The 24753-nt window shown below is 67.6% G+C and carries 18 protein-coding genes; 10 read left to right on the top strand and 8 right to left on the bottom strand.

The window, feature by feature from the left end:
- Positions 1-210: 210 nt before the first annotated feature.
- Positions 211-1959, bottom strand: a complete 1749-nt coding sequence (locus tag ACFC4D_RS40560) for a VanW family protein (protein WP_376071493.1) — start codon at positions 1957-1959, stop codon at positions 211-213.
- Positions 1960-2299: 340 nt separating this feature from the next.
- Between ACFC4D_RS40560 and gnd the strand changes: the two genes are divergently transcribed.
- Positions 2300-3328, top strand: a complete 1029-nt coding sequence (gene gnd, locus ACFC4D_RS40555; RefSeq protein WP_364636378.1) for a phosphogluconate dehydrogenase (NAD(+)-dependent, decarboxylating) — start codon at positions 2300-2302, stop codon at positions 3326-3328.
- 125 nt (positions 3329-3453) lie between these two features.
- On the opposite strand, the gene ACFC4D_RS40550 is transcribed toward gnd, so the two are convergent.
- Both ACFC4D_RS40550 and ACFC4D_RS40545 read right to left on the bottom strand, forming a co-directional pair.
- Positions 3454-4815: a lipase family protein gene (locus tag ACFC4D_RS40550; protein ID WP_376071491.1), complete on the bottom strand. Its 1362-nt coding sequence runs from the start codon at positions 4813-4815 to the stop codon at positions 3454-3456.
- A gap of 2 nt (positions 4816-4817) precedes the next feature.
- Positions 4818-6107: a hypothetical protein gene (locus ACFC4D_RS40545; RefSeq protein WP_375961086.1), complete on the bottom strand. Its 1290-nt coding sequence runs from the start codon at positions 6105-6107 to the stop codon at positions 4818-4820.
- 343 nt (positions 6108-6450) lie between these two features.
- Between ACFC4D_RS40545 and ACFC4D_RS40540 the strand changes: the two genes are divergently transcribed.
- From ACFC4D_RS40540 to ACFC4D_RS40530, 3 genes are all read left to right on the top strand, one after another.
- Positions 6451-7614: a glycoside hydrolase family 3 N-terminal domain-containing protein gene (locus ACFC4D_RS40540; protein ID WP_364636384.1), complete on the top strand. Its 1164-nt coding sequence runs from the start codon at positions 6451-6453 to the stop codon at positions 7612-7614.
- A gap of 87 nt (positions 7615-7701) precedes the next feature.
- Complete coding sequence (locus ACFC4D_RS40535) at positions 7702-8310, top strand: TetR/AcrR family transcriptional regulator (RefSeq protein WP_364636386.1); 609 nt, start codon at positions 7702-7704, stop codon at positions 8308-8310.
- 119 nt (positions 8311-8429) lie between these two features.
- Positions 8430-9638 (top strand): DUF5685 family protein, encoded by a 1209-nt coding sequence (locus ACFC4D_RS40530; RefSeq protein WP_376071489.1) that lies wholly within the window; start codon positions 8430-8432, stop codon positions 9636-9638.
- Positions 9639-9927: 289 nt separating this feature from the next.
- Here ACFC4D_RS40530 and ACFC4D_RS40525 read toward each other — a convergent pair whose 3' ends face one another.
- Complete coding sequence (locus ACFC4D_RS40525; RefSeq protein WP_375961090.1) at positions 9928-10794, bottom strand: MaoC family dehydratase; 867 nt, start codon at positions 10792-10794, stop codon at positions 9928-9930.
- Positions 10794-12200, bottom strand: coding sequence for a 3-oxoacyl-ACP reductase (locus ACFC4D_RS40520; RefSeq protein WP_364636392.1), 1407 nt, complete (start codon positions 12198-12200; stop codon positions 10794-10796). Before ACFC4D_RS40520 ends, ACFC4D_RS40525 begins: the two co-directional genes overlap by 1 nt.
- 123 nt (positions 12201-12323) lie before the next feature.
- Here ACFC4D_RS40520 and ACFC4D_RS40515 point away from each other — a divergent pair, with 123 nt between their 5' ends.
- Positions 12324-13646, top strand: coding sequence for an acetyl-CoA C-acetyltransferase (locus ACFC4D_RS40515; protein WP_364636394.1), 1323 nt, complete (start codon positions 12324-12326; stop codon positions 13644-13646).
- Positions 13647-13723: 77 nt separating this feature from the next.
- Here ACFC4D_RS40515 and ACFC4D_RS40510 read toward each other — a convergent pair whose 3' ends face one another.
- Both ACFC4D_RS40510 and ACFC4D_RS40505 read right to left on the bottom strand, forming a co-directional pair.
- Positions 13724-14935, bottom strand: coding sequence for an ADP-ribosylglycohydrolase family protein (locus tag ACFC4D_RS40510; protein WP_376071486.1), 1212 nt, complete (start codon positions 14933-14935; stop codon positions 13724-13726).
- A gap of 4 nt (positions 14936-14939) precedes the next feature.
- Positions 14940-15380 carry a hypothetical protein gene (locus tag ACFC4D_RS40505; protein WP_375961095.1) on the bottom strand — a complete coding sequence of 147 codons (441 nt, stop codon included), beginning with the start codon at positions 15378-15380 and terminating at the stop codon, positions 14940-14942.
- Between the two features lie 259 nt (positions 15381-15639).
- Here ACFC4D_RS40505 and ACFC4D_RS40500 point away from each other — a divergent pair, with 259 nt between their 5' ends.
- From ACFC4D_RS40500 to ACFC4D_RS40485, 4 genes are all read left to right on the top strand, one after another.
- Positions 15640-16125: a universal stress protein gene (locus tag ACFC4D_RS40500; protein WP_375961097.1), complete on the top strand. Its 486-nt coding sequence runs from the start codon at positions 15640-15642 to the stop codon at positions 16123-16125.
- 174 nt (positions 16126-16299) lie between these two features.
- The gene (locus ACFC4D_RS40495; protein WP_376071484.1) at positions 16300-17391 is read left to right on the top strand and encodes an isochorismate synthase MenF; all 1092 of its coding nucleotides are present in this window, start codon (positions 16300-16302) and stop codon (positions 17389-17391) included.
- 159 nt (positions 17392-17550) lie between these two features.
- On the top strand, positions 17551-17721 hold the full coding sequence (locus ACFC4D_RS40490; protein ID WP_364636404.1) for a DUF2613 domain-containing protein: 171 nt from the start codon (positions 17551-17553) through the stop codon (positions 17719-17721).
- A 34-nt stretch (positions 17722-17755) separates the two neighbouring features.
- Positions 17756-22141 (top strand): alpha-(1->3)-arabinofuranosyltransferase, encoded by a 4386-nt coding sequence (locus ACFC4D_RS40485; RefSeq protein ID WP_376071520.1) that lies wholly within the window; start codon positions 17756-17758, stop codon positions 22139-22141.
- Between the two features lie 16 nt (positions 22142-22157).
- Here ACFC4D_RS40485 and ACFC4D_RS40480 read toward each other — a convergent pair whose 3' ends face one another.
- Entirely contained in the window at positions 22158-23330 is a 1173-nt protein-coding gene (locus ACFC4D_RS40480) for an acyltransferase family protein (protein ID WP_376071518.1), read from the bottom strand.
- 201 nt (positions 23331-23531) lie between these two features.
- Here ACFC4D_RS40480 and ACFC4D_RS40475 point away from each other — a divergent pair, with 201 nt between their 5' ends.
- Positions 23532-24710, top strand: a complete 1179-nt coding sequence (locus ACFC4D_RS40475) for a DUF3068 domain-containing protein (protein ID WP_375961101.1) — start codon at positions 23532-23534, stop codon at positions 24708-24710.
- Positions 24711-24753 lie beyond the last annotated feature (43 nt).

Genomic DNA, 24753 nt, shown 5'->3' with positions numbered 1-24753 from the left:
GTTTGTGCTGGGGCGTGTTATTCACCTCCGCCGGCGCTTTTATCTCTTGGGGGGCCCCGGGTGGTCGCCGCGGGGGCCCCCACCGCTGTCTGTGGATAAAGGTTGGGGCCCGGAGGATTCCGGGCCCCAACTCCTGTTTGTGATCTATCCCAAGTCATCCCAAGGGTTATCCACAGGCGGTGGATAACCTGTGTGCGAAGGGATCTCGGATCACTCGCACTTCACGATCGGGATGGGGTCGTATTTGACGGTGCGGGTGTGGCGGTAGGTTTCCTTGCCGGACTTGGCATCTCGAATGATGCGGGTATCCGACGTGGTGAAACCCGGTGCGCCTTCCGAGGCGATGCAGTTCTTGCCCTTGGGGAGCGTCACCGTATTCGGCTCGGTCGGCTTCACACGGTCACCGGTGATCGACTCCACCTCAACGGTTTTGGTACTCCACAGGCGCACCGTCAGCTCCGAGTCACCGCCGATGGTCTCGATGTAGATGCCGTACGGGGTGTTGTTGCGGAACTTCAGATCGATCGCGCCGTCGAAGACCGTGGCCTCGCGGGCGGCCGGATACCGGGAGATGTAGTAGCTGTGCTCGGTGTGGTCGACATCTTCCAGACCGGCGAAGTAGGCCGCGTTGTAGAGCGTGGTGGCGAACTGGCTGATACCGCCGCCGACCGCGGTGCTCGGGCGGCCGTGATCGATGATGCCGGACTCGACATAGCCCTCCGCCACACCGCGGGTACCGGTGAAGTCGTTGAGCGAGAACACATCCCCGGGCCGGATCACCGCACCGTCCACCTTGCGCGCCACCGTGCGGATGTTCACGCCGGACGGGCCGCTGAAACCGCCCGTGGTGAACGATCCGACGGGCTGCACCACACCGAACTTCTCGGCGTCGGCGGTGGTCAGCTTGGGCTGCACCGGTTCGTAGACGACGGCCTTGGCGTGATCGCCGGGTGAAATCAGCAGGGCGGGAAGACCTTCGAAGGTCTTGTCCCAGTTGACGGCATCGCCGACCACCGCGGGCACCAGGGTGGCGCGGCTGCCCGCCAGCGTCCAGGTGGCGTCCTTGGGTTCCACCACGGTGGGCTTCAACTGTGGTTCCAGCGCCGCGATCAGCGCGTCCCGGTTGTACGAGAGCTCCAGTGCGCCTTGATCGTTCGGCTGGAAGACGAGCGCGCCCGCGAGCTGGGCGGGGTCGAGCACGGCATTGCCGCCCTTACCGGTGAAGGTGACCGGGACGCGCACCGCGGGCTGGGCGATCTCGCGCAGCGCCCTGTCCACCGCCGCGGAGCTGACCCGGGCCTGCTTCTCGACGGCGGGCAGATCCAGCACCGAACCGTCGGCCCAGTGGCCGACGAGCTGGGCGCGCGCGGCGGCCACATCGAGCACCCGCCCGGGCACCGGGTGCACCGGCACCGGCTTGCCCTGGTCGAAGACGATGCCGCCCTCGACGGGCTGGCGGTCATTGGCACGCAGCGCGTCCAGCTGGGTGGTCATGGCGGCGTCGTCGACCAGGGTCGCGGGTTCCACCCGTCGGGTGGTGAACACCGACCACACCCGGGTGAACGGGTTCAGCGGCTGACCGCCGATGCGGTCCCAGGTGCCGTCCCAGTCCACCGACAGGCCCGCCGTGCGCGGCACCAGATCGGCGCGCACATCCCCGATCTCGACCGTGAGCGGTTGTGCGACACGCTTATCGAGTTCCAGCTCCAGCCGGGTCTGCGCCTGTGCGCGCTGCAGCCCGCCGATATCGATGCCCGCTACCTGCACGCCACGCGGCGTCTGCCCGGATGAGAGCGTCCAATCCACCGCGAAAGCGATGCCTCCGACCGCCATCAGCACACCCGCCGCGATCCCGGCGCGGCGGGCCGTCGGCGAGTTCAGGAACTGGCGTACGGGTGTCGAAGGTTCGGCCGGGGTCTGTTGCGCACGCGCATGCCGCCCGGGACTTCCGCTGGTCACGAACCATCCTCCCAAATGGTTGAATCCGGACTCGCGCACGCGAGCCCGCCACCCACCATAGTGGGCGGCTCCGACACGGGGGTTTGTCCAGGCTCGCAGCAACTTCTGTGCAATACGGCACCGGAAACGAAGAGAGGCTCCGTGCGGTTGCCGGGTCGGGGGTCTGGCAACAGCACGGAGCCACCCCTTTATCGACACCCGTTCGAGGGCGTTACACACCTTCCCGATGAGACCGGAAAAAACTTCCGGCAACCGGAACTGGGACAATCAAGACGATCGCACCGGAACAGTCAGTAGAACCCGGGGCCGCCCGTGGTTCGGGACGACTCGAGGAGATGACATGCAGCTCGGAATGATCGGCCTGGGCCGGATGGGCGCCAATATCGTGCGGCGCATCGTCCGGGACGGGCACACCGCCGTCGGCTTCGAACGCAAGAGCTCGCATATCGACGAACTCGGCGCCGAACTCGGCGACAGCTTCTCCGGCAGTACCGAACTGAGCAAGTTCGTCGCCATGCTGGAGACGCCCCGGGTGGTGTGGGTGATGATTCCGGCGGGCGCGACCGGCGCGGTGATCGATCAGGTCGCCGAACTGCTGGAACCCGGTGACATCATCATCGACGGCGGCAACAGCCGCTACCACGAGGACATCAAACGCGCGAAGGCGCTCCAGCCCAAGGGTATTCACTACCTCGATATCGGAACCTCGGGTGGCGTATTCGGTTTGGAGCGCGGGTTCTGCCTGATGATCGGCGGTGAGGCCGAGACGGTCGCCCATGTCGAACCGCTGCTCAAATCCATTGCCCCGGGCGTGGATACGGCCCCGCGCACCCCCGGGCGCACCGGCACCCCCGCCACCTCGGAAGAGGGCTATCTGCACTGCGGCCCCGCCGGTGCGGGACATTTCGTGAAGATGGTGCACAACGGCATCGAATACGGCGCGATGGCAGCGTATTCCGAGGGCATGAACATCCTGCACCGGGCCAATGTCGGCAACGAGCAGGACACCGAGCATTCGGCAGAGGTCACACCGCTGGAGAATCCCGAGTTCTACCGATACGACATCGATATCCCCGAGGTCACCGAGGTGTGGCGGCGCGGTTCGGTGGTCGCCTCCTGGCTGCTCGATCTCACCGCCGCGGCGCTCTACGCCGATCCGAACCTGGATTCCTTCGGCGGCAATGTCTCCGACTCCGGTGAGGGCCGCTGGACGCTGGACGCCGCCATCGACGAGGGCGTGCCCGCGCCGGTGCTGTCCGCGGCGCTGTTCCAGCGCTTCTCCTCACGCGGTGAATCGCTGTACGCCGACAAGGTGCTGTCGGCCATGCGCCAGGCCTTCGGCGGTCATCACGAACTACCGAAGACCTAGCGGACCGGAATCAGAGACCCAGTGCCTGCGCCAGCATCTTCGCGACCGCCAGCGGTCCGAAGGTGAGCAGGTAAACCACACCGTCCACGATGGCCATCATCGGGCGGCTCCTTTCGATAGGGGTGTCATTCGAAGTTGCCGTCGATCCAGTCGATGGTCTGCATGCCGAACAGGTCGACGCCCCAGCCGTACATATCGGTGATGAAGCGTTCCATGCTGCAATCGGTCGGGGCGTACGTGACGTCCGCGCCCTGACCGCGATAGGTCTCGGCGAGGTTCCTGGCGTCCGCGGCGGGCACCAGCGACATCGGCGAATCATCCTTGGCGCACGAGGAGATCATGATCTTCGACGTCGGAGTTCCATTGCGCCCCAGCACATTGTTCGCGAACGCGCGCTGGAAATCCGGCTCGTCGGCCGGATTGCGGCCCGAGGTGAACAGCGCCTCCATCGGCACGAACGGCAGCCCGAAATAGGCGGGCACCTGGCACTGCGTGCGATAGAAGTTCGCCAGCGCCTGCCCGGCGGGGTTGAGCTTGTCGTTCACCCGCATCTCCGGGTACCAGGGCTCCAATCCGAGCAGCGTCGCGAGCGCGAAGCCCGAACCGATCGAACCGCTGGTGACGCGCATGAAATTGGCGGGATCGACGACCATGCCCTCCAGCAGCGTGGACTTGATGTCGAGCTCCGGTGCGTACACCGGCGCCATTTCCGCCGAGAAGGCCGCTCCCACACCGCCGCCCGCGATACCGAACAGGGCGATCTGGGTGTCATTGCTCAACCCCGACGCCGGAAGCCGCAATGCCGCACGCGCGCCGTCCAATTGGGCGTGCCCGGAGTAGGTGCCGACGAAGACGCCGTGCGGATCGCGGTCCGCGTCATTGCCGACGTCGGAGATCATCACCGCGTAGCCCTTGTCGAACATGAGCGCCAGCGGGCCCAATGCCGACCAGGACGAACCGTCCAGGGGCGCGCCGCCGGTCCACTGCGTGCTCGGATGGCACGACCAGCCGACGCTGTCGTTCGCCTCCTGATAGGAGATGAGGCGGCGTTCGGCGGCGGGTTTGCCGTCCTTGGGGATCATCAGGATGCCGGTGCTGATGACCGGGGTGACGCCGTCCGGCGCGGTCGTGACGTACATCAGTTTGTGCGCGTCGACCGTCGTCGGCTTGACGCCCAGGAACATCACGTCGACGGGCTTGGATTTCAGGATGTCACCGGGCTTTTCGGCACCGGTGAGCGGAGGTTCCTGATAGAAGGGGTCATTCGCGAGCAGTGCCTCGAATTTCTCCTCCGGAGAAGCGTTTTCGGCGGTGTTCAGCGTGCCGATGACGAATCCGTTGAAGACCCGGTCGATTCCGGGCACCGGATTCACCGGGGTCACGGGATTCACCGGGGTCACGGGGCTCGCCGGTTCGGCGGTCGCCACGGCGGTGCCCGACAGCAGGACGGCCGCGGCGAACAGCACGGCGGGAAGTGTGCGTCGCATGGTTATCGCACCGCCATTTCCGCGCCGGTGGTGACCGGGTTCGCCGGTGTCACCTGCAGTTGCCGCACAGCCGAATCGAGCAACTGCGGAATGTTCAGCAGCGGGCGCTTCGATTCCATCTGCACCTCGTAGGGCGTGCGCATGGTGGCCTCCAGGGCGGGCCAGTTGTTCTCGACCTGATCGCGGTACTTGGGCAGCAGTTCCTCGGTGATGTACTCCCAGCGCGAATCCAGCACCGACCAATTCCATTCCGGCAGCGGCAGAGTCAGCAGCGAGGGGGTGCCATCGGCCGCGGTGAACGGGATCCGGATGGGGTGGAACTGGCGGGGCGGCACCACGCCCGCGACCGACGGGGAACCCGCCGCACCGCTGAGGTAGGTGATGGCCTCGCCGACATCGCCCTTGTACGAACGCACTTCGTCCCACTGCCGGGCGATGGCCCACTGCTGTTCCCGGCGCAGCAGGGCGCGATTGCCGGTGGCGACGCGCTCGCCGTTCCCGGAGGCGACATCGCGCCACGCGGCCATGATGTCATCGCCGAAGAGTCCGGCGGCCTGGAATTCCGCGAGCGCGGGCAGTCCGCCCGTGACGTACGCGTCGTGCATGGGCATGAGGTCGGAGAAGATGTTCTTCTGCATCACCAGGATTCCCGCGATGACGTGGTCGACATCCTCGGGGGTGATGCGCGGGGCGGCCGACGCGAGCGCGCGCAGCCCGGCGGGCAGTCGCTGCACGGCCTGCGGTCCCGCGGCCCGCTGCACGGCGTCGAGCACCGCACCGGCCGATTCGGAAATCCCCGGCAGCCCATAGAGATCCGAGCCCATCAGCTCGAAATCGATGAGCCCGCCGCCGAAGTCGGCGCCGACCTGGCCGCCCATTCCGGCCCACTGGAGTTCGCGGTGCCCCAGTTGCAGATCCTCGTAGTAGCGGTAGGACCTGATGAGATTGTCGCGATTGGCGCGCACCCCGTCGCGCGGATTCCAGGCGCGCAGGTCGATGCCCGCCTTGCCGGTCGCGTCGACGAGCCAGTACTGGTAGAGCAGGGCGGCGTAGCGCTGGGGCGGAACATTCTGTGCGCGAGCCTGTTCGAGCAAGGTGCCGAGTTCGGTGCGGTCGTAGGGCAGGTCCGGGTGGACACCGCCGGGACCGGCGGCCGCGTCCCGGTTGACCAGCGGCAGATCGAGATAGCGGTCAACTTCACTCGCCGAGGCCGGTGCCGCGGCGGCCATTCCCACTCCCACCGCGGCGGCGACTCCCAGCGCGGCCGTGCGCAGCATTGCGCCGATTCGCATATGTCAGTCCTCCATCAGGTTCGTCCCATAGAACCGGCCCGGCAGGTTTGCCACAACACTGCCAATGGCCGATCTGAGACAACTTCCCCTTGGCGCACATCCGCCAGATTCGGCTCGATTCCCCCGCAACAATCCGCAGACGTGCGTATTTATGCAGCTAGATAGGGCTATCCAGCGCGCGAACAGGATGCTACTGGACGGATGTCCGAATCACTTAATCGCCATATGTGTCGATCGCCACAGGTTTGCCAAAATCAGGCCCATAGGGGTGCCCACACAAACCGGACCGAAACACCGGTGTCCGAATAGGCGCGAACCCCGGCGGCGGCTACCGTCGGATGCCATGCGCAACGCTCCTGGGATCGTGATCGCACTCACCGCCCTCGTATTGGCCGGCTGCTCCGGCAGCGGGTCCGATCAGTCGGCCCAATCGACCACCACCACAACGGGATCCAGCGAATCCACCCCGCCGCCGACCAGCTCCGCACCGCAACAGGACTGTGCGGCGGGGTATTTGGCGAATTTCACGCTGCGGCAGAAGCTGGCGCAATTGCTCACCGTCGGCGTGACCGGCGAGGCCGATGCCGAGAACGTGGTGAAGACCGAGCAGATCGGCGGCATCTTCGTCGGCAGCTGGACCGATAAGGCGATGCTGGCCCAGCATCAGATCGACAAGGTGCAGGCCGCCTCCCGCACCCCGCTCATGGTCACCATCGATGAGGAGGGCGGCCGGGTTTCGCGGGCCAAGGACCTGATCGGCGTCGCACCGTCCGCCCGCGCCACCGTCGGCCAGATGAGCGCCGACGAGTTCTACACCTTCACCCTGGATCGATCCAAGAAGCTGAAGGCGCTCGGCGTCACCGTCGATTTCGCGCCCGATGTGGATGTGAGCAGCCAGCCCGACGATTCGGTGATCGGCGACCGCTCCTTCTCCGATGATCCGAATGTGGTGGCGCAGTACGCCGATGCGTACATCCGCGCCGCGCACGACGCCGGGCTCGGCACCGTCATGAAGCATTTCCCGGGCCACGGTTCGGGCTCGGGCGATTCGCACACCGGTGCGGTGAAGACCCCGCCGCTGGCGCAATTGCAGACCTCGGATCTGGTCCCGTATCGCAAGCTCATCGACTCCGGTTCGGCCGTCATGGTCGGGCACCTCGATGTGCCCGGACTGACCGAGCCGGGTAAGCCCGCCAGCATCAGCAAGGAAGCCATGGATTTGCTGCGCCAGGGCACCGGCTATGGCGCTGCCCCGTTCGACGGCGTGATCTTCACCGACGATCTGGGCGGTATGGCCGCCATCACCGCGCGCATGAGCATCGAGGACGCGGTGGAGGCCGCCCTGGTCGCGGGTGCCGACAATGCGCTGTGGATCACCACGGACGCCGTTCCGCAGGTGCTGGACCGCCTGGTGCAGGCCGTGCAGAGTGGCCGCCTACCGGGAAGCCAGGTGGATGCCTCGGTACTCCGGATGGCAAAGTACAAGGGCACCGCTCCACACTGCTGACGCCCGATGGCGAATCACCGGCAATTCGCACTCGCGGAACTTACCTTGGAGTAAGATAGGGGCTTCGATATGTCCTAGGAGATGTGGATGGCAGGCGGAACGAAACGACTTCCCCGCGCGGTGCGCGAGCAGCAGATGCTCGACGCCGCGGTGGAGGTCTTCTCGCGCAAGGGTTATCACGACACCTCCATGGACGCCATCGCCGCCGAGGCGAAAATCTCCAAGCCCATGCTCTACCTGTACTACGGCTCCAAGGACGAACTGTTCCGCGCCTGCATCCACCGCGAGAGCATGCGGTTCATCGAAGCCGTCGCGGTGGCGGGCAACCCCAAGCTCACCCCGCACGAACAGCTGCGGGCGGGCCTGGAGGCATTCCTGTCCTACGTCGATCACAACCGGCTGTCCTGGCAGGTGCTCTATAGACAGGCACTCGGCCAGCAACCCTTCGCCTCGGAGATCTCCAACAGCCGGGACCGGGTCATCGAGCTGACCGCGAAACTGCTCGAATCCAGCGCCAAGTACGCCGAGCCCGGCACCAATTTCGAAGTGGTGTCGGTCGCGGTGATCGGCGCGGGCGAGGCCATCGCCGACCGGGTCGCCAGCGGCACCGTCGATATGGCCGAGGCCGTGGACCTGCTCGACAACCTCGCCTGGCGCGGTCTGTCCGGTAAGAAGAAGGAAGCCGAACCCGCCTGACGGGACGAATTTCCCGCAGCGCTTGCCAGTCCCGTTAACGCCTGCCACAGTCGCTCGGATTGTGTTGTTGGACGGCCGGTGCGCACCGGCCCGGGAAACGGGGACTCGCATTGTTCGGAATGCTCAAGCCGTGCGCGCACAGTGCCGCCCGATACGGTATAGAAGCGACCGCCTGGCAAACCCAGATGTGCGGGCTCTGCCTGGGGCTGCGGGACGGGCACGGGCAGCTCGCACGGGCCGCCACCAATACCGACGCCATCGTGCTCGGCGTACTCACCGAGGCACAGCAGACGCTGACACTCGAGCGCACCGAGGCCGGGCCCTGCCCGCTGCGCGGTATGCGCAAGGCCAGCGTCGCACCCGCGGACTCTCCCGGCGTACAACTGGCCGCGACCGCCTCACTGCTGTTGGGCGCGGCCAAGATTCGCGATCACATCGACGACGGTGACACCCGACGCCTGAGCAAGCGGCCGATGGCGCACGTCGCCGAACGCTGGCACAACCGGGCGCGCGCGGCCGCCGCACCCATCGGCCTGGATATCGACCCGCTCATCACCGCGATCGAATCGCAAGTGGCGCTGGAGGAATCCGGAGCATCACTCGCGGAACTGACCGCGCCCACCCAGCTCTGCGCGGCGGAGTTGTTCGCGCACACCGCGATTCTGGCCGGACGTCCCGAGAACACCGACGCGCTACGGGAAGCGGGCTGGCATTTCGGCCGCATCGCCCACCTCGCGGACGCCATCGAGGATATCGACGAGGACCGCGCGGCAGGCCGCTTCAATCCCCTGACCGCCACCGGAACCAGCACCGCCGATGCGCACGCCCTACTGCGCGAATCGAATTCGCTGCTGAAGGCCGCCCTGGTCACGGTCGGCCTGGACCGCACCGCGTCCATCCGCTGGATGCTGCTGGACCCGCTGCACGGCGTCGTCCGCAAGCTGGGCCGGGCCGCCGGAACCGTGCACGCCTGCGCCACGCACGCCTGCGGCACTCATCGGAGCACCGAATCCTTGGTTCCCACAGCCGGTTCGGAATTCCTGGTGACCGCCGTCGCGAACGGGCCGCACGCGGTGTTCGGCACCGAGCCGCCGCGCACGCCCTTCCGCAGGCCCGGATTCTGGGAGGGCATCGGAATCGGGTTGTCCCAGTACTGCACCGGATACGCCTGCTGCGCCGAGCACACCAGCCCGTGCAGCGGCGAACGCAAGGACTCCTGGTTCAACCGGGGATGCTGCGATTGCAGCGACTGTTGTGACTGCGGCGATTGCTGCAGCGGCTGCGACTGCTGCGATTGCGACTGCTGCGGCTGCGATTGCAACTGCTGAGCGCCGAAAACGTAAAAGCCGCACACCGATTCCCCCTCCGGATGTCGAAACCCCTGCGTGGCGACATACGGTGTTGAATCGGTGCGCGGCTCTCGCCCCGCCCCTGCGGGGCCGACGCTGTCGGCGGCCCGACCATACCTGTGATGGCCGGACCCCGTGGTGGTTCGGAAACCACCGAATCGGCGTGACCCCGGGTCTTCGGATGAACTGTCACCAATTTGCCACACTCGGTGCGACATTGCTGGCTTCGGTGCGCCACGGTCTCAGCCGAGACCGTGGCCGAACCGACTCAGCGAATGGTGGCGGTCAGGTGGGGGTAACCCTTCTTCGGGTTCTTCAGGGCGAGATCCCAGCCGCCCTCGACCTTGTCGGCGTAGACGTTGATCGTCGACGGCAACAGGATCGGCTTACCGAATTTGACCGCGTACGTGGCCTTTTCGGGAACTCGACCCTCGAGGTTGGACAGGATGTTGGCCGCGGACCACATACCGTGCGCGATCGGCTTCGGGAAACCGAAAGCCTTGGCGCCCAACGCCGAGGTGTGAATCGGGTTGTGGTCACCGGACGCGTTGGCGTACCGGCTGATGGTCTGCTGATCCACCCGCAGCGTGCGCAACGGCGGCGGCGGAACCTCATCCGGCTTGGGCTCGGGCTTGGGCCCGCCGGACAGCGAGGTGCGCTGCTGGTGCAGGAACGTGGTGACCTGACGCCACACCAGTTCCCGGCCCACGCTCACCTCGGTGATGGCGTCCACGAGCAGACCCTTGGGGTGCTCGCGCAGGTTCTCGATATGGGTGTCGAAATCCAGCGGTTCGGAGACCGAGATCTCCCGGGTCCGCTCGATCACGTTCTCCGCGTGCACCGCGCCGACCGCCACGAACGGGAAGTCGCGGGCGACGACCAGCTGCATGGCGAGCGGGAAGCTGAGCACGAACGGGTAGGTCAGCGGCAGGGCGTCGCTGAACCGCAGTCCGGTCGCGCGGCAGTAGGCGGCCAGGTGATCCGGATCGACCTTGAAGCCCTCCAGCCGCACGGTGCGGTCCGGCAGCTTGGACGGGCGGTTCGACAGTCCGGGCACCGGCAGCGCGCCGAGCGCGGCCTTGACGAAAAGGCCGGAGTTCTTCGGCACCTCGCCGAGCTTGATGGTCTGGCTCATCATGCTCCGATCAGGCTCTGGCCGCAGACGCGAACGATGTTGCCGGACACCGCGTTCGACGCCGGGGAGGCGAAGTAGGCGATAGTCTCGGCGACGTCGATGGTCTGACCGCCCTGCAGCAGCGAGCTCATCAGGCGACCGGCCTCACGGGTGGTCAGCGGGATGGCCGCGGTCATGGCGGTCTCGATGAAGCCCGGCGCGACGGCGTTGATGGTGATGCCCTTCTCGGCCAGCTTCGGGGCTTCGGCGTTGACCATGCCGATGACACCGGCCTTGGACGCGCCGTAGTTGGTCTGGCCGCGGTTGCCCGCGATACCGGCGATGGAGGACACGTCGATGACGCGGCCACCGGACTTGAGCGCGCCCGCGGCGACCAGGCCCTCGGTAATGCGGTGCGGGGCAGCCAGGTTCACGTTGATGACCGAGTTCCAGCGGCCCTCGTCCATGTTCGCGAGCAGCTTGTCGCGGGTGATACCGGCGTTGTGCACGACGATGTCGATGCCACCGAAACGCTCGGTCGCGAACGCGGCCAGCTTCTCGGCGGCGTCGGCGGCGGTGACGTCCAGGGCCAGCGCGGTCGCGCCGACCTTGTTGGCGGTCTCGGACAGGGCCTCACCGGCGGCCGGGATATCGGCGACGATCACGGTGGCGCCGTCGCGAGCGAACACCTCCGCGATGGTCGCGCCGATGCCGCGGGCCGCACCGGTCACGACCGCGACCTTGCCCGCGAGCGGCTTGTCCCAGCTGGCCGGGGCGGTGGAGTCGTCCTTGCCGACGCGGAAGACCTGGCCGTCGACGAAGGCCGACTTGCCCGAAAGGATGAAGCGGAGAGTCGATTCCAGGCCGGTGGCGGTGGCGGCGGCCTCCGGGTGCAGGTACACCAGGTTGCCGGTGGAACCGCGCAGCAGCTCCTTGGCGACCGAGCGGCTGAAGCCCTCGAGCGCGCGCTGGGCGATCTGCTCGTCGACGGACGCGGTCAGCTCGGGGGTGGTGCCCACGACCAGGATGCGGCCGGACGCGGCGAGGCTGCGCATGGCGGGCTGGAAGAACTCGAACAGCTGCTGCAGCTCTTCGATGGTGCGGATGCCGGTGGCGTCGAAGACCAGCGCACCGAGCTTGGTGCCCGGGGTGACCGAATCCACAAAGCTGTAGTCGGACAGCAGGTTACGGGCGGCATCGGCGACCCGGCCCTTACCGCCGAGCAGCACCGGACCCGGGAGCGCGGGCTGACCTGCGACGTAGCGGCGCAGGTTCTCCGGCTGCGGCAGACCCAGCTTGCTCGCCAGGAACGCGCCCGGAGCAGAGTGGATGAAAGATCCGTACAGGTTGGGAGCGCCCTTACTCTTGCTGGCTGCCACTGTTCCTACCTTCTCTTGTCTAGGCCCCGCGGGCGGTCTTGGGCACATTCGCGGGGTACGGTGTCGACAAATGAACTTACTCCAGAGTAAGTTTAATGTAAACCGACCAATGCCGGTCCCGCGGGACCGTGCGAGTACGGAAATCCACCCGACGAGACACTGGAGACTCGAGTGACCACCAAAGCCCGTTCGGCGAAGCCCGCGGCCAAGACCGCCAAGCAGGCCAAGCCTGTCGCGATCCTCGGCGGCAACCGGATTCCGTTCGCCCGTTCCGACGGCAAGTACGCGCACGCCTCCAACCAGGACATGTTCACCGCCGCGCTGAACGGTCTGGTCAGCCGCTTCGGGCTGCAGGGCGAGCGCCTCGGCATGGTCGTCGGCGGCGCGGTGCTCAAGCGCGTCGGCGAGCACGGCATGATCCGCGAGAGCGTGCTCGGCTCCACCCTGTCCCCGTACACCCCGGCCCACGATCTGCAGCTCGCCTGCGGCACCGGCCTGCAGGCCATCCAGACCGTGGCCGACGGAATCGCGCTGGGCCGCTTCGAAGCCGGCGTCGGCGGCGGTACGGACACCACGTCCGACGCGCCCATCGGCGTCAGCGAGTCGATGCGCGAGTGGATGCTCGACGCCAACCGCGCCAAGAACAACAAGGACTACGCCAAGCTGGTCGGCCGCCTGCGCCCGTCCATGGTCGGCATCGAGATCCCGCGCAATGCCGAACCGCGCACCGGACTCTCGATGGGTGAGCACGCCGCCATCACCGCCAAGGAATTCGGCGTCGCCCGCGAGGCCCAGGACGAGCTGGCCTACCTGTCGCACAAGAACATGGCGGCCGCCTACGACCGCGGTTTCTTCGACGACCTGATCACCCCGTTCCTCGGGCTGACCCGCGACGACAACCTGCGTCCCGGCTCGACCATCGAGAAGCTGTCCACCCTCAAGCCGGTCTTCGGCGTGAAGCTGGGCGACGCCACCATGACCGCGGGCAACTCCACCCCGCTCACCGACGGCGCGTCCACCGTGCTGCTGTCCACCGACGAGTGGGCCGCCGCGCGCAACCTGTCGCCGCTGGCCTACCTGGTCGACTCCGAGGTCGCCGCCGTCGATTACATCCACGGCCCGGACGGCCTGCTCATGGCCCCCACCTACGCGGTGCCGCGCCTGCTCGCCCGAAACGGCCTGACGCTGCAGGACTTCGACTACTACGAGATCCACGAGGCGTTCGCCTCCGTGGTGCTCGCCACCCTGCAGGGCTGGGAATCGGATCAGTACTGCAAGGAGCGCCTGGGCCTGGACGGCGCGCTTGGTTCCATCGACCGCAGCAAGCTGAACGTGAACGGCTCCTCGCTCGCCGCGGGCCACCCGTTCGCCGCCACCGGTGGTCGCATCATCGCCTCCACCGCGAAGATGCTGGCCGAGAACGGTGGCGGGCGCGCGCTCGTCTCCATCTGTGCCGCGGGCGGCCAGGGCGTCGTCGCCATCGTGGAGCGCTAGGAATACTCCGCTCGCGCGGAAGCGAAATACCAAGGGCGGGGCCCGGTTCCGAGGGAACCGGGCCCCGCTCTCGTCTTTCAGGGCAGTAGCCGGTGGGTTCTGGTCGCGAGATCGGAGATGCGCAGGGTGGGGTAGCCGGTGACGGCGCTGTGCAGGGTGTCGCCCAGGGAATCGGTCCAGTGGGCGGGGATGCGGGACGCGCCGGTGCAGATGCCCGCCACCGAACCCGCCGTCGCGCAGTTCGATCGCGAATCCCAGCCCGCACCCGCGGTCAGGCGCACGGTTTCGGTGAAATCGCCGTCGCCCCAGAGCAATCCGGCGGCGATGAGACAGGCGTTGCCGATCGAATGCAGGCGGTTGTAATGCGCGTGGCGTTCATGGATCGCGAGGCGCGCCCGGTCGAAATCCAGGTAGTTCGCATGATCGTCGATGACCTCCGAGAGCGCCACCGCCAAACGGGAATTCGCCGGGATGACACGCTGCGCCCGATCCAGCGCCTCGCCCGGACGCGCGGCCGTGAATGCCGCCGCTATCAGCGCCGCGGCCCATCTCGCCGCCCATAATCCATTGCCGGTGTGCGAGACCGAGGCATCCCGGGCGGCCAGTTCCGCGGCGCGGACCGGATCACCGGGATTGGTGTAGCCGTAGATGTCCGCACGCACCAGCGCACCCCGCCACTCCCGGTAGGGATTTCGGTAGCTGGCCGTATCCGGGGGCAGGAAACCGTCGATGAGATTGCGGTAGGCCACCCGCTCGGCGGTGGTGGTGCGCAGGAACGGCAATCGTTCCAGCCACAGCGCCGAGACGTCGTCGGCGATGAATTCGGCGCCGTACTGTTCGAGCAGATGCAGGCCGAGAATCGTGTAGTCGAGGTTTTCGTCACGCGCGCAACCGATTACGGCCGAGACCCGCGGACCGGACAGCGCACACCCCGCGCATCTGCCCAGCCAGCCGCCATGGATGCGGTCGAACAGCTCGGTCCGGGAGTAATCCACCGGCGTGCGATATCCGGGCGAATCACGGGCCGCACCAAGGTTGTTCGGATCACCGCCGGTGGCGCTCCATTCGAAGTACCGCCAGTCCGGCGACCGCGCCGCCGATTCGATGCGATCGAGCAGTCGCCAGCAGGCCGCGTCCATCGGCCGGTCCGCCCGCGACAACTCGTTCACATCTTCGGCGAAATCGGCTACCGCGTAACCGGATTCGAGACGCTGGCACCATTCGTAGTAGAGCAGTGCGCGGGGATCTGCCTCATGATGGCCGAATACGGCCGCTTCGATCGAGGACACCGGATCACAGCACCGCGATGGTGGCGTCGAGTAGCTCCGATAACAGGGGTAGCGATTCATCGCGCTGGGGTGCGCGCGCCCACCACCTGCCCTCATGGGTGTGCCTGCCGAATCCGGTGGGCAGGATGACATTACTGCGATGCGGGCCGATGTCCACGCTGTTGCGCTCCAAGCGTTCGAGCCATTCGTCTGAAGGATACCCGTCGAACACCGCCAGGAAGGTGCGGCGCGGCGGCCGATCGCGCACCAGCACCGGGCCGGGCACGCCGCGCACCGTCAATTCGCCGAGTATCAAGGCGCCCAACGGTTCCGGGGTGTTCAAGGCCGCGATGGTGTCCACCAGGGGTAGCACCACGAAGCCGGGGGTGGTGACATGCACATGCGGCAAACCGAACAGGGAGCGATACACGCTCGCCCATTCCTGCGGGGTAGTCAGCTCGTCCAACCGCACAATCCACCCCTCGTCCGGGCTCAGCTCCAACGACGGCGATGTCGAGTCGGCGGTATGGCAGGTGCCGACACGTCGGTGAGAAAACCGACTCCTGTCAGTGAAAACCGGAGTCGCGTATCCCACCACTGATTTGGGTGAATCGTTCGCAAACTGTGGACAACCCGCGACAGACGGAAGTCGTCAAGTCGGCTTCCGGCAACCTTTCCGGGGTAACCTCGATACGGAGACATGCGTTCCCATCAGGAGGTTCGTCATGCCGTGCGATTTGATGCTCATCGCGTACGACGGGTCCGAGAATGCGCGCCGCGCCGTCGAATACGCCGGGCGGTTCCTGTCCGCGAACAGAGCAGTGGTCCTCACCGCCTGGGAGCCGATGGCCCGCCAGGCCGCGCGACTGTCCGGACTCTCCGGAGTGATGCAACCGGAATGGATGCCCGACGACGAGATCGAGGACGTCGCGTACGTCGACGCCAGGACCATCAACTCCGAGGGCGTGCGGCTGGCCAAACTCGCCGGGCTCAATGCCGAGGCGAGCACCGTCGAATGCACCACCACCATCTGGAACGCCATCGTCGAGGTGGCCGACGATCTGGATGTGGACATCATCGTCGCGGGCACCCGCGGGGCGACCGGCATTCGGGCGCTCATGCATTCCAGCGTCGCGGACGCGGTGCTCAAACACTGTCACCGGCCGGTGCTCATGGTCCCGCCCGGCCGCGAACCCGCTCCGAAATCCTGAGCGATCGGCACGCGTGACACTCCCCGCCGCACCCGCCGCGCGGGCCTGCGAGATGAGTCTTTCAGGGCCGCAATGACACTGGGGACCTGCGCCGGAGCGGTGTGATCGGCGCGACAGAGACTTCCGTCGCTCCGGGGATTCAGCCGCGCGCGAGCGGACTATGGTCGGAAGACCATGGACGGATTTCTGCTGGCGTCACCCAATGGCGTGGTACGCACCAGAGGCGCCCGCATCAGCTTCGATGCGGCGGCCGACGCGGCGGCCGCGCTGCGCGCCGGAGACGCCGAGCTGATCACCGGTGCGCTGGCGTTCGATCCGCGCCGACCGGCCGCACTGTGCGCACCCGAAGAAGCGCTGCACACCGCCGGGCCGTGGCGGCCCGCCGCGCTGCCGGAATTGCCCGCCGTGCGCGTGGTATCCGAAATGCCCAGCGCCGCAGAACATGTGGCGCGCGTGACCAAACTGGTCGAACAGCTCTCCGATCCGGAACAGCCGCTGCGCAAGGTGGTGGCGGCGCGCTCACTGCTCGCCGAAGCCGACGCACCACTGGAACCGGAGGTGGTGGCCGCGCACCTGGTCACCCGGCATCCGCGCGCCAATGTGTACGCCGTCGACCTCACCCCGGCCGGACGGCCCGGCGAGACACTGCTCGGCGCGACACCCGAGGTACTGGTGGCGCGACAGGGACGCACCGTCACCCTGCGGCCGCTCGCGGGCACGCTGCCCCGGCTGGCCGATCCGGACGCCGATGCGGCACAGGCGCGAGAACTGTTGTCCAGCAGCAAGAATCTCGAAGAGCACGCGTACGTCGTGGAATGGATTCGCGACCAACTCGCACCCGTCTGCGGCACGCTGAACATCCCCGACGGCCCGGAACTGCTGAATACGCCCGAGGTTTGGCATCTGGCCACCCCCATCACCGCCGAACTCGACGATCCGTCGGTCACCGCCCTCGACCTGGCGGTACTGCTGCACCCGACCCCCGCCATCTGCGGCACTCCCACACCGCTGGCCCTCGACGCCATCTGCGATCTCGAAGGCGACCGCGGCTTCTACAGCGGCGCGGTCGGCTGGTGCGATTCCAGCGGCGACGGCGAATGGGTGGTCGCCATCCGCTGCGCCGAACTCTCCGCCGACGGCCGCTCACTGCGCGCCTTCGGCGGCGGCGGCATCGTCGCGGCCTCGGACCCGCACACCGAACTGCTGGAAACCACCGCCAAACTCCGCACCTTCCTCGGCAGCCTGCACTGCCCGGTCCCCGAATAGCGCGGCGGTGCATCCGCCCGGTCAACGGGCTGTTCAACTGTGCAGAATGCCCGGATGCGGACGCCGAGCGGGCTGGGCGGTACGGACCTATCCGCTTCCCAGCGCTCAACCTGCTAGGTTGGCTCGAGTTACGCATGCGTCGATGTATGGGAGTCCGCGATGAAGTTTGCCGTTCCTGGTGTAGCGAGCGCTGCCGGTGGGGCCCTGATCGGGCTGGCGGTGGTGCTGGGCATCACGATGGCGGCCTCACAGGACAAGCGCCCGGAAATCGACCGGAGCGGCGACGCCTCCTCGTCGCTGCTCAACCACGTTGAGTACGGCGCACGCTGACCGGCTGACCTCCGATCCCGCCGCGACCGGTCCAATCGGAGACCGGTCGCCGAACACCACACCGCTGGGCCGCCGCTGGCTGCTCGGCAGCGTCCTCGCCGCCTTCCTGCTGACCTTCGCGCAGGCGCCCGGCCGCACCGTCGCGGACACCAAATACGATCTCGCGCAGAACCCACTGGGCTTCCTCGCGCGCGCCAGCCACCTGTGGAGCAGCCAGGCCCCGATGGGGCAGGTGCAGAACCAGGCGTACGGCTACTTCTTCCCGCACGGCGCGTTCTTTTCACTCGGGCACATCCTCGGCCTGCCCGCCTGGGCCGTACAGCGCATCTGGTGGGCGCTACTGCTGCTCGCCGGATTCTGGGGCATCATCCGGCTCTGCGAAACCCTCGGCATCGGCAGTCGCGGTTCACGAATCATCGCGGCCGTCGCCTTCGCCCTCTCCCCCCGCGTGCTGACGACGCTCGGCTCGATCTCCTCCGAGACGCTGCCGATGATGCTCGCGCCCTGGGTATTACTCGCCCCCGCCGCGCTGGGTGTGGCGCTGCGGCGTACCGCCGAAAATTCCGAGGGAGACGACAGCACCCCGGGCACGAATACCGAGACCGCTCTCGATAATCCGAGCAGGTGGCGCGGGGCCGCCACACCGGCGGGAAGCGCTTTGGCGTTGGCGCTCATGGGATCGGTGAACGCGGTCGCGACGGCGGCGGCGTTCCTGCCCGCGGCGCTCTGGTGGATGTCGTATCGGCCGAATCGCGCCTGGTGGCGGTTCACCCGGGCGTGGATTCCAATGCTGGTGCTGGCGACGTTCTGGTGGGCGGTGCCGCTGCTGTTGCTGGGCAAGGTGAGTCCGCCGTTCCTGGATTTCATCGAATCGTCGGGGGTGACCACGCAGTGGGCCTCGCTCGGGGAAGTGTTGCGCGGCACCGATAGTTGGACGCCGTTCGTCTCGCCGGAGCGCATCGCGGGGGCCGTGCTGGTCACGCAGCCCGCAGCCGTACTGGCCACCGGCATGCTGGCGGCGGCGGGCATCGCCGGATTGGCCATGCGGTCCATGCCCGGGCGCGGGCGGCTGGTGCTGATCCTGTGCGTCGGACTGGTCGGGATCTGCGCCGGATACGCGGGCGAATTGGGCGGGCCGTTCGCGGAGCAGGTGCGCACCTTCCTGGACTCCGGGGGCGCACCGCTGCGGAATGTGCACAAGCTGGAACCGCTCATCCGATTGCCGCTGGTGCTCGGGCTCGCCCACCTGCTGAGCCGGGTACCGCTGCCCGCATCGGTGCCGATGCCGGTGTGGCGCAGGGCCTTCGCACATCCCGAACGCGACAAGATGGTGGCAGTCGGCGCGCTGATCCTGACGGCGCTGACGCTGTCCACCTCACTGGCGTGGACGGGCAAACTCGCACCGCGCGGCGACTACGACAGGGTGCCCGACTACTGGCATCAGACGGCGGATTGGCTGGCGCACAACGCTTCCGACACCCGCGCGCTGATCGTGCCCGGCGCGCCGTTCGGCAGTCAGACCTGGGGACTGACCCGCGATGAACCCATTCAGGCTTTGGCGAGTACGCCCTGGGCGGTACGTGATTCGGTGCCGTTGAATCCGCCCGGCGCGATCCGCGCCATGGATTCGGTGCAGCGGCTCATCGCCGACGGGCGGCCCTCGGCCGGAATGGCGGCGACGCTGCTGGACCAGGGCATCGGAATCCTGGTGCTGCGCAACGACCTCGACCCGGAGACCTCCCGCTCGACCCGGCCGATGCTCGCGCACCAGGCCATCGAGGGCTCACCCGGACTGAGCAAGGTCGCGCAATTCGGCGACCCCATCGAATCCGGGAAACTGGCGGGACTGGTCGCGGACGCGGATCTGCGGCCCTCGTATCCGGCGATCGAGATCTACCGGGTACGACAGCCCGATGCCACCACCGCACCGAACGACCGTGCCGAAAACCCCGGCACCGACCTCGGATCGCGTGAAACCGCGCGCACGGCAGCCGATCTGCGCAGCGGCACCGGTGCGCCCGGTTCGTTCCCGGGCGCTTACACACTGCCGCTGGACGGCGTGCCCGTCGTCCAGGGCGGTCCGGAAGCGCTGGAACGCCTGCGCCGCGATCCCGCGACGCCCACCGGCCCGGCCTTGCTCGCGGCGGACGCCGCGCAGGCGGGACTGCCGGTGGACGGCGTCACGATCACCGACACCCCCATGGATCGCGAATCCGACTTCGGGCGGGTCGACAACCACGGTTCGGCGCTGCGCGGTAAGGATGACGCACGGCGGACGCACAATCTGGTGCCGGACTATCCCGTGCCCGGTGCGCAATTGGTCGAGGGCGAATGGTCCGGCGCGCGGATCACCGTCTCCAGCTCGGCCGCCGACGCCACCCAGCTGGGCGGGGCCGCGCCCGGCAGTTCCACCGCCGCGCTGGTGGACGGCGATCCATCCACGGCGTGGATCAGCAACGGTGTGGAATACGCGCTGGGGCAATGGATTCGACTGGATCTCGACAAGCCCGTCACCTCGGCGGTGCTGCATCTGACCACCAGCGGCGCGGTCATCGGCAGTCCGGTGAAATGGGTGGAGGCCAAGACCTCCAAGGGCACGGTGTCCGCGCGCATCACCGAGCCGGGCAAGCCGGTGTCGATCGCGCTGCCGCCGGGTAGGACCGACTGGATCAAGATCACCGCCATCAGCACCGAAAACGGCAGTCTCGGTGGGCAATTCGGGGTCAGCGAACTGAGCCTGGACGACTACGCCGACCGCGAGAACCCGGTGACCGTCGATATCCGGCATCGCGCGGTACTGCCGCCCACCCCGGCGGGCGCACAGGTGCGGGGCTGGCGGCTCGGCCAGGAATTCCCCGGCCGCGGTGCGTGTTTCGAATCCCCCGATCGGGTGCGCTGCAGTAAATCCATGGCGCTCACCGCCGAGGAACCCGGGCTCTTCGAACGCACCCTGCAGGTCCCGGAGCCGGTCACCGTGGCACCGCAGCTGCTGGTGCGCGCCCGCCCCGGACCCGCCCTGGAGAATCTGCTCGCCGACCGCGACCGGCCCGTCGCCCGGGGGCAGGCCGATGTGGCCGATCCGCGCGGCTCCGCGCTCGCCGCCACCGACGGCGATCCGCGCACCAGCTGGACCGCACCGGAGACCACGGTCCACAATCCCACCGGCGCGAAACCCACGCTCACGCTTGATCTTCCGGAACCGACGCTGGTCACCGGACTGGAACTGACGCCGTCCCGAGGCGATCTGCCCGCGCACCCCACCTCGGTCTCGGTGAATCTCGGTGACGGCCCGCAGGTCCGCGAGGTGGACCCGGCCGCCGGTGTCCCCACCCGCATCGAAGTGCACCCCTACGTCACCGATCACATCGAGTTGAGCATTCAGACCTGGGATGCCGTACTCGACCGCACCGCACTGGGTTTCGCCCAGGAGCAACCGCCCGGCCTGGCCGAGGTGTCGGTCCTCGGACCCGACTATCCGGCCCCCGCCGCGCCCGATCGCCTCATCACCATCGATTGCGCCGACGGCCCCACCCTCGCCGCGGCGGGGCGCACCCTGCATACGACCGTCACCGGCACCGCGGCCGAATTGCGTTCCGGCGCACCGCTGCCCGCGAAGGTCTGCGGCAGCGATGAGACCCCGGGATCCGGTAACCCTGCTGACAGCGCATCCGCTGGTCAGGCAATCGAAGGATCAGACAGCGGCGCAACGACATTCGACTTCCTGCCCGGCAGCATCGATGTCACCGTCGCGCCGACCGGACTCTTCAGCGTCGACGAACTGCGCCTGGACCGCACCGAGCTCCCGGCGCTGAACCCGAACTCCGCCGATGCGCGCGCACCCTCCGGCACCCGGGTGCTGGTGCTCCCGCTGAGCACCAATGTGGGCTGGCGGGCCGTGACCTCCGACGGCCACGAATTGAAACCCGTCGTGATCGACGGCTGGCAGCAGGCCTGGCTGCTGCCACCCGGCACGAAGGGCCCGATCACCATCGAATTCCCGGCCGATCGCTGGTATCGGTACGCCATCTTCGGCGGTCTGCTGCTGTTGCTTCCGCTCGCGGTGCTCGCCTTCCGGAGCGCACGCGCACCGGTCCGCGATGACGGACCCGCACCGCGCACCTGGCGCAGCCGCACCCTGGGCGCGGCCGGACTGGCCGCCGCGGCGGGCTTGATCGCCGGTCCGACCGGGCTGGTACTCACCGCGATCGGACTGATCGCCGCACGCCTGCGGCCGCCGCACTGGTCCATGTGGCTGATCGCCATCGCCGGTACGGGAACCGCGATCTCGGCGGCCGCGCTCTCCACCGGGCCCTGGCGTTCGCCCGAGGGTTATATGGGCGGCTCACTGTGGGTGCAACTGCCCGCGCTGGTGGCGATTGTGGCCCTTGGCCTTTCGGCGTTGCCGCCCCGGCGCGACTGACGGCCACGCCCTCCGATCAGCCGAAACGGCGGCGCGTCCACTTCCGCACCGGCTCCTCGACCAGTGCGAAACTCGCGGCGGCCAGCGGCAGGGTGAAGGCGACGGTCAGCAGGTAGACCTGCACGAAATGTCCCCGGAACGGGACGATGCCGAACACCGGGAAAATGATCGACAGCACCGCCAGATGCCAGATGAAGATGCCGTACGACCAGCGGCCGAGGGTGGCGGCGGTGCGGCTCTCCAGCCACCGGTACCGCACCTCCGGGCGCAGCACCAGGGGTGCGAGCAGGCTGAATCCGATGATCGCGCCGAAGAATATCTTCAATACGTACTGCCACGGCTGCGCGTGCGTGAGCCCGGCCGGACCGGCGAACGGTGTCGCCGACAGCAGCATCGCGGCCAGCGCCAGCGGCCACATGAGCCGCCGGTCGCCCGCGATGCGCCGCCATCGCGGTACGTCCCGATCGGAGAGTTCGGCCAGCAGCATCCCCATGGCGAACCATGGCAGATAGGCGGGCAGCCAGTTGTCGGAGTGAATCGCCTCGGGCGTCGGGACGGGCAGCAGATTCCAGCTCAGGAACAGCACCGCGATCGCCAGTAGGACGGGCACCCGCCAATTCGCGCGCGGCCCGCGCAACCACATCAGCGCCGGCGCGAGCAGCGGAAGGACAAGATAGAAGGCCACTTCCACGGACAGACTCCACATCTGGGTGAGTCCGTCGGTGAGCGTGTACGGCACGAAGACCTGTGTCAGGGCGAGATTCGAGACCCATACGCGGAGTCCGGCGGTATGCGCCGCGCCCGGGAGCAGGATCAATACCGCGCACACCACCACCCAGTAGGCGGGCAGGATGCGGGCCGCGCGATGCAGCAGATAGCGGCCCGTCGAGGGCGCGGCTCCCAGTCCGCGCGCGGCGGCGGCGTGCGGACGCCAGAGCAGGAAGCCGGAGAGCGCGAAGAAGATGGCGACGGCCATATCGAAGCGTTCCAGCACGCGGCCGATGATCGGGTACGTGGTGGCCCCGGTCTGGAAGGCGACGTGTGTGACGACGACACCCAGCGCGGCCATGGCCCGCATGCCCTCCAGGGCCGGGACGAAGACTCCGGGACGGCGAATCGACCGGCGATCGAGTTCCGCGTCCGGCGTGTCCGGACGGACCGGTTCGGTCGGTTCGGAGGGCGGGTGCAGCGTGGCGGTCATCGAGGATCAGTTTGCCTTGTTACTCACGCGTGTGAGCACCCTGTGTTTGACTTACGGGCGTTTCGTGATGTTTTCCTGCCTCGGCAGGACGATGTGAGCCGATCGACTGTTAGTGTCGGGGCTCACGAGTGCTGTGCGGCGACCACGGCACTGATCGGAACGACCTGTTCGACGACGAGGAGAACCTGCATGGCACTGAGTGCCGGTACCCGAAGGACCGTGGCCTGCCTGCTCGTGGGGCTGGGTGCTTTGCTGCTCGTCGCCGCGATCATGATCCCCACCTACACGGTGAGCCGTCTCGCGAAAACCCCGCTTGACCTGGAGATCACGACCGTCGCGACCAATGTCCAAGGGGCTCCCAGCGAAGTGCTGGACTCCAAGTCGCTCACCTCGCCGACCGGTTCGGCGAAGGTGGACACCAACGTACCGCTGTTCTCACAGCGGTTCCTCACCGTCGAAGATCCGGCGAACGCCTCGGAGATGACCATCCAGGCCGGTCAGACCCTGCGGCGCACCGATAAGCAGGGCGATACCGGCCTGCTCACCGCCACCCTCGACCGGGTCACCATCGACCGCAAGGACGGCATGCCCGTCGATTCCGTCGACGGCGGCCCCAATGGCGCGGTCGGCGCGACCGTCGACAAGAAGGGCGACGCGGTCATGGATCCGGTGCAGCACACCGGTCTGCAGTACCGCTTCCCCATCGGCACCGAGAAGAAGGCCTACCCCTACTTCGACCTGAACGTGCGCAAGACCTTCGACATCAACTTCGTCGAAGAGACCGAGATCAACGACATGAAGGTCTACCACTTCCAGCAGACCGTCCCCGTCACCGATCTCTCCACCGTGGTCAACTCCCCCACCAACAAGCTGGCGCTGCCGGCCGAGAAGTGGGGCGTCGAGGGCGGCGAAACGCCGGTCACCATGACCCGCTGGTACACCAACACCCGCGACGTGTGGGTCGAGCCCAAGACCGGAACGGTCATCAAGGGCGGCGAGCACGTACAGCAGTTCTACGCGCGCAGCGCCGACAAGCCCGAGGTCACCGTCCTCAACGCGAGCCTGATCTTCGATGAGAACACCGTCGAATCGCAGATCTCGGTCGCCAAGGAGAACATCGACAAGCTGTCGCTCTTCGGCCGCACCGTCCCGATCGCCTTCGGCATCATCGGCGCCATCGCGCTGATCGCCGGCATCGTGTTCGGCGTGCTCGGCGGCGGCAACGGCAATGGCGGCACCCCGGTCCGCCGCGTCACCCCGGCTCCCGCTCCCGCGGGCGGCCCGCGCCCCGACCCGTTCGCGGACGCGCCGACGCAGCAGATCGACATCAGCAAGACCCAGCAGATCGACATGGACAAACGGCCCTGACCAAGCCCGGTCCCGAAGCGGCCCCGCACCTTTCGAAGGTGCG

This window comes from Nocardia sp. NPDC056000 (assembly GCF_042269265.1).
Lineage (GTDB): Bacteria > Actinomycetota > Actinomycetes > Mycobacteriales > Mycobacteriaceae > Nocardia.
The sequence above is the reverse complement of the archived record's forward strand: the minus strand, read 5'-3'. Positions and strand labels throughout refer to the sequence as shown.